Below are 5,384 nucleotides of genomic sequence, written 5' to 3'. Positions count from 1 at the left end.
CATGATGACCATGAACAGCTTGCGGATAACCACCTACTCCGCCTGCCACAACACCTACTCCCGGTACCGGAAATCCTGTTTGTACCCCTCCAACGAAAGATGGGAATGTAGTTGGTACCCCTACTGGAATTCCTGTCTGTACGCCAGCTACTGATGTTGGAAAGCCTCCTGTTACTGTAGGCATTCCAGCCCCTGATGTCGAAAAGCCCCCCATTAATGTAGGCATTCCAGTTTGCATACCAGCTACCGATGTCGGAAAACCTCCTGCTCCTCCGCCCATCCAGCTCGGAATACCACCGTATCCTTGTTGGCCAGCTCCTCCCATTAACATCATTTGTTCATAACTATCCGAACCACCTCCGAAAAAACCATGTGGTGCATTATTGTCCATCCCTTTCATTCCTTTCACCTCTTCTACTCAATTTAGCCTACCTTTTTTATCATATTTCCTATAGAAAAATAGGTGTTTGTCTGTATGGGAATTCCGCTCCTTTTTCTTCATTCATGGTAAAATTAATTAACTGAATATTTTTTCTAGGGGGTATTTCCATTGAAGAACGTAACAAAAGCTTCTATCGATGATTTAGATTCAATCGTACATATAGATATTGATGTAATCGGAAATGATAGTAGACGAAATTATATTAAGCACTCTATTGATGAGGGACGATGCGTCATCGTAAAAGAAGATAATTCTATTTCCGGTTTTCTAACATACGATACAAATTTCTTTGATTGTACTTTCCTCTCATTAATCATCGTTTCGCCAACAAAAAGAAGGCGAGGCTATGCAAGCTCGTTACTCTCATATATGTTAAGTCATTCTCCTACTCAAAAAATATTTTCTTCAACGAACGAATCAAATGAAAGTATGCAAAAAGTTTTTAATGCGAACGGTTTTATACGTAGTGGAATAGTTGAAAACTTAGATGAAGGGGATCCTGAAATTATTTTCTACACAAAAAAGCTCAGAGCATAAGCGCTCTGAGCTTTTCTTTCATACATTAGTTTGCAACAACGTTAACAAGTTTTCCAGGAACTACAATTACTTTACGAACTGTTTTCCCTTCAATTTGGTCCTTAATTGCTTCAAGTGCAAGTTGTTCCATTTCTTCTTTTGATGCGTCTTTACTCATTGTTAGTTTTGCGCGAACTTTACCCATAACTTGAACAACGATTTCAACTTCATCTTCTACAAGTTTAGACTCATCAAATGTTGGCCAGCTTGCATATGTGATTGTTTCATTGTATCCAAGTTTGCTCCATAGCTCTTCCCCGATGTGAGGTGCAACTGGTGCAATCATTTTTACGAAACCTTCTACATATTCTTTCGGAAGTGTTTCAGCTTTGTATGCATCATTGATGAATACCATCATTTGAGAAATCGCTGTGTTGAAGCGAAGCTCTGCATAGTCTTCTGTTACTTTCTTCACTGTTTGGTGGTAAGCTTTTTCAAGCTCTTTATTTGGTGCATCAGTAATTTTCTCACTTAATTCACCGTTATCTTGAACGAATAGACGCCATACGCGGTCTAGGAAACGACGAGCTCCGTCAAGACCATTTTCAGACCAAGCGATTGAAGCATCTAATGGTCCCATGAACATTTCGTATAGACGAAGTGTATCTGCACCGTGGCTTGCTACGATATCATCAGGGTTTACAACGTTACCTTTTGATTTACTCATTTTCTCGTTGTTTTCACCTAGAATCATACCTTGGTTGAATAATTGTTGGAACGGCTCTTTCGTTGGAACTACACCGATATCGTATAATACTTTATGCCAGAAACGAGCATATAGTAAGTGAAGTACAGCGTGCTCTGCTCCGCCGATATAAATATCAACTGGAAGCCATTGTTTTACTTTTTCAGGATCTACAAGTGCTTCGCTATTGTTTGGATCGATGTAACGTAGGTAGTACCAGCAGCTACCAGCCCATTGTGGCATTGTGTTCGTTTCACGACGACCTTTTTTACCAGTTTCAGGATCAACAACATTTACCCACTCGTCAATGTTAGCAAGTGGTGATTCACCTGTACCTGAAGGTCGGATGTTGTCTGTTTTCGGAAGAACTAATGGTAATTCTTCTTCTTTTACAGCTGTCATTGTGCCATCTTCCCAGTGAATAACTGGAATTGGCTCACCCCAGTAACGTTGACGGCTGAATAACCAGTCACGTAGACGGTATGTTACTTTTTGATTTCCTGCGCTCGTTACTTCAAGCCATTCAATCATTTTTGCGATTGCTTCTTCTTTATTTAAACCATCAAGGAATGCTGAGTTTACGTGTGCACCATCACCTGTGTATGCTTCTTTCGTAATGTCTCCGCCTTTTACAACTTCCTTCATTGGAAGATTGAACGTTGATGCGAATTCATAGTCACGCTCATCATGAGCTGGAACTGCCATTACAGCACCTGTTCCGTAAGTTGCAAGAACGTAATCAGCGATCCAGATTGGTAATTTCTCACCATTTACTGGGTTAACTGCGTAAGCACCAGTGAATACACCAGTTTTCTCTTTCGCAAGTTCTGTACGCTCTAAATCACTCTTCATTTTTACTGAATTAATGTAAGCTTCTACAGCTTCTTTTTGTTCAGCAGTTGTAATATCAGCAACAAGTGCATGTTCCGGAGCAAGTACACAGTAGCTTGCACCGAATAGTGTATCAGGACGCGTTGTGAAAACTGTGAACTTCTCGTCTGTACCGTCGATGTTGAAGTGTACTTCTGCACCTTCAGAACGACCGATCCAGTTACGTTGCATATCTTTTAAGCTTTCTGGCCAATCAAGCTCATCTAGATCTTCTAATAGACGATCTCCATAAGCTGTAATTTTTAACATCCACTGTCTCATCGGACGACGCTCAACTGGATGTCCACCGCGCTCACTCTTACCGTCAATGATTTCTTCGTTTGCAAGTACTGTACCAAGTGCTGGGCACCAGTTTACAGGTACTTCATCAACGTAAGCTAAGCCTTTTTCAAATAGTTTTAGGAAGATCCATTGTGTCCACTTGTAGTAGTTTGGATCTGTTGTATTTACTTCACGGTCCCAATCGTAAGAGAAACCTAATGATTTAATTTGGTTACGGAATGTATTAATATTATGCTCTGTAAATTCAGCTGGGCTGTTTCCAGTATCAAGTGCATATTGCTCTGCTGGAAGACCGAATGCATCCCATCCCATTGGATGAAGAACGTTATATCCTTGCATACGCTTCATACGAGATAAAATATCTGTTGCTGTATAACCTTCCGGATGTCCTACGTGTAAGCCTGCACCTGATGGATATGGGAACATATCTAGTGCATAAAATTTTGGTTTTTCTGTCTCATCTGGCGTACGGAATGTTTTATTCTCTTCCCAGTACCCTTGCCACTTCTTCTCAATTTCTTGATGATTAAAGCTCATGAGATACCCTCCTTGAAATTCTATTTATTTTCACCGCCCAAAATACAAAAAACCTCTCATCCCTAGAAAGGGACGAGAGGTTTTAGATTCCCGCGGTACCACCCTAAATTAATGTACAAATATACATTCGCTTAGATCCGTAACGTGGATTAACGGCAATTGCTACTATTAGTTTCACAACTGCAACTCAAAGGCGAGTTCATAACGAAACGTGGATTGACTTGCACCGACCGTCAACTCTCTAAACCAGCTTCTATTACTACTACTCCTTCTCACTGTTATTACAAATATGAGTTAAGTGAACTACCCTTCGCTTAGAATCTCTTAAGAGCTTGCTTAAAGCGGGGCTTCTCGGTTAATCGTTACTATGAATAACTAACGAATTCGTCTTACGACAGCCGAGCTATCTCCCTTGTTCCAAAGGTTGTTTTATTTAAATATATTCTAAAACATGTGAACATGTTCCGTCAAACTAAACTGCAATTTTTTCTTCAACTGTTTCTTCTACTTTTACTCGTTTATCATAAATGCTCGTTGCGATAAGCGCTACTACAAGCATTACCATGATTGCTATAAACAATACTTCCATATTATATAAATCAACAATTGCTCCGCCAACGACCGGTCCGAACATTTTCCCTACAGTCGCCGCACTATTTACAACACCTTGATAAAACCCTAACTTATCTTTTGGCGCAAGTATATTTGCAATCGTTGGAACTGCTGGCCATACGAATAACTCACCAATTGTTAATGTTACCATCGCAACAAGGAACATCGTAAATTGCTGCGCTTGACTTAATACAATAAATGAAGCCGCAAAAATGATGATTCCGATCATAATTTGTTGTTTTAAAGAACGCTTCATCCAGCGAATTAGCATACTAACTAGCGGCTGCGCACAAACGATCATCGCTCCGTTTATCGTCCATAATAAACTATAGTGACGAAGGCTAATGTTTAATTCTTGCATATGTGTTGCAATCGCCCCTTGCCACTGTACGTATGTAACCCAGCATAAAGCATATGCTACACATACGATAAGAAGTGCTTTGAATCCAGGTGTAAGCGACCAACCTTTTTTCGTTTCCACTTCTTTTGGTACTCCTGGCTCTTTCTTGTCTTCCATACCACGGAATCCAATAAAAGCAATTAAGAAGAAAACAAAGTATAAAATAAAGTTCGCTAAGAAAATATAATCAAAACGATACGATGCAACTAATCCACCACACGCTGTTCCAATCGCAATACCAACGTTTTGTCCAACATACATCGCATTAAATGCTCGTCTTCCGCCCTCTGGCCAAACCGTACCAACCATCGCATACATCGATGGGAAGACCATTCCAGAACCAAAACCGATTAACGCTAGCCACACAACGTATAAAGGCCAACCGTGGAAGAACACAAGACCTAAAATCGATACGAGTGTAATGACAATCCCTACTAAAGTTGATTTATAACCGCCCCATTTATCAAATAAAACACCGCCGAGCAAGTTTCCGATTACACCAGTAAGCGAGTTGATCATTAATACCATTCCGGCCACAGATAAAGATTTTCCTAGGTGATCATGCAAATAAATTGTATTAAAAGGCCATAAAAAAGAAGCACCCGTGACATTAATAATCATCCCAGCTACTAATAGCCATACTTTCCTTGGCATAGTCTCCCCTCCTATTCTATTTTTTCGTTCATCTATAACAGTAAAATTGTAGTCGTTTTTAAATAGGAAGGCAACTGATTAATAGTTGATGAAATTCAGATAATGGTTTGTCGGTAAATGAAATTATATTGATTGCTGTTTGAAAATATATCAGCGATTATTAAGATATATCGACGATTCTCGAAATATATCAGCGATTATTAAAATATATCGACTTACCGACAAAAAACGACAACAGCAACACTATATAAAGAGGCTACATGAAGTTCATGCAGCCTCTTTATACTATCCAACTTCCTTTTCTC

At 39.7% G+C, this 5,384-nt stretch carries 3 protein-coding genes, 1 pseudogene and 1 other annotated feature; of the genes and pseudogenes, 1 reads left to right on the top strand and 3 read right to left on the bottom strand.

The features are described from left to right. Positions 1-400 (bottom strand): annotated as a pseudogene (locus tag MR083_RS25915) (hypothetical protein); the annotation flags it as partial. Between the two features lie 150 nt (positions 401-550). Between MR083_RS25915 and MR083_RS25910 the strand changes: the two are divergent. After that, positions 551-979, top strand: coding sequence for a GNAT family N-acetyltransferase (locus MR083_RS25910; RefSeq protein ID WP_000800320.1), 429 nt, complete (start codon positions 551-553; stop codon positions 977-979). Positions 980-1,004: 25 nt separating this feature from the next. On the opposite strand, the gene leuS is transcribed toward MR083_RS25910, so the two are convergent. Together leuS and MR083_RS25900 are read right to left on the bottom strand one after the other, a co-directional pair. After that, complete coding sequence (leuS, locus tag MR083_RS25905; RefSeq protein WP_000009454.1) at positions 1,005-3,413, bottom strand: leucine--tRNA ligase; 2,409 nt, start codon at positions 3,411-3,413, stop codon at positions 1,005-1,007. Between the two features lie 65 nt (positions 3,414-3,478). Further along, positions 3,479-3,698: a binding site (T-box leader), on the bottom strand. 187 nt (positions 3,699-3,885) lie between these two features. After that, positions 3,886-5,079 carry an MDR family MFS transporter gene (locus tag MR083_RS25900; RefSeq protein WP_242270060.1) on the bottom strand — a complete coding sequence of 398 codons (1,194 nt, stop codon included), beginning with the start codon at positions 5,077-5,079 and terminating at the stop codon, positions 3,886-3,888. Positions 5,080-5,384 lie beyond the last annotated feature (305 nt).

Source organism: Bacillus cereus group sp. BfR-BA-01408 (assembly GCF_022663305.1).
GTDB lineage: Bacteria > Bacillota > Bacilli > Bacillales > Bacillaceae_G > Bacillus_A > Bacillus_A pacificus.
This window is presented reverse-complemented; position numbering and strand designations above follow the sequence as displayed.

Excerpts from the sequence above, each read along its gene's own strand:
- MR083_RS25900 (WP_242270060.1), bottom strand. The coding sequence starts at position 5,079 with ATGCCAAGGAAAGTATGGCTATTAGTAGCTGGGATGATTATTAATGTC.
- leuS (WP_000009454.1), bottom strand. The coding sequence starts at position 3,413 with ATGAGCTTTAATCATCAAGAAATTGAGAAGAAGTGGCAAGGGTACTGG.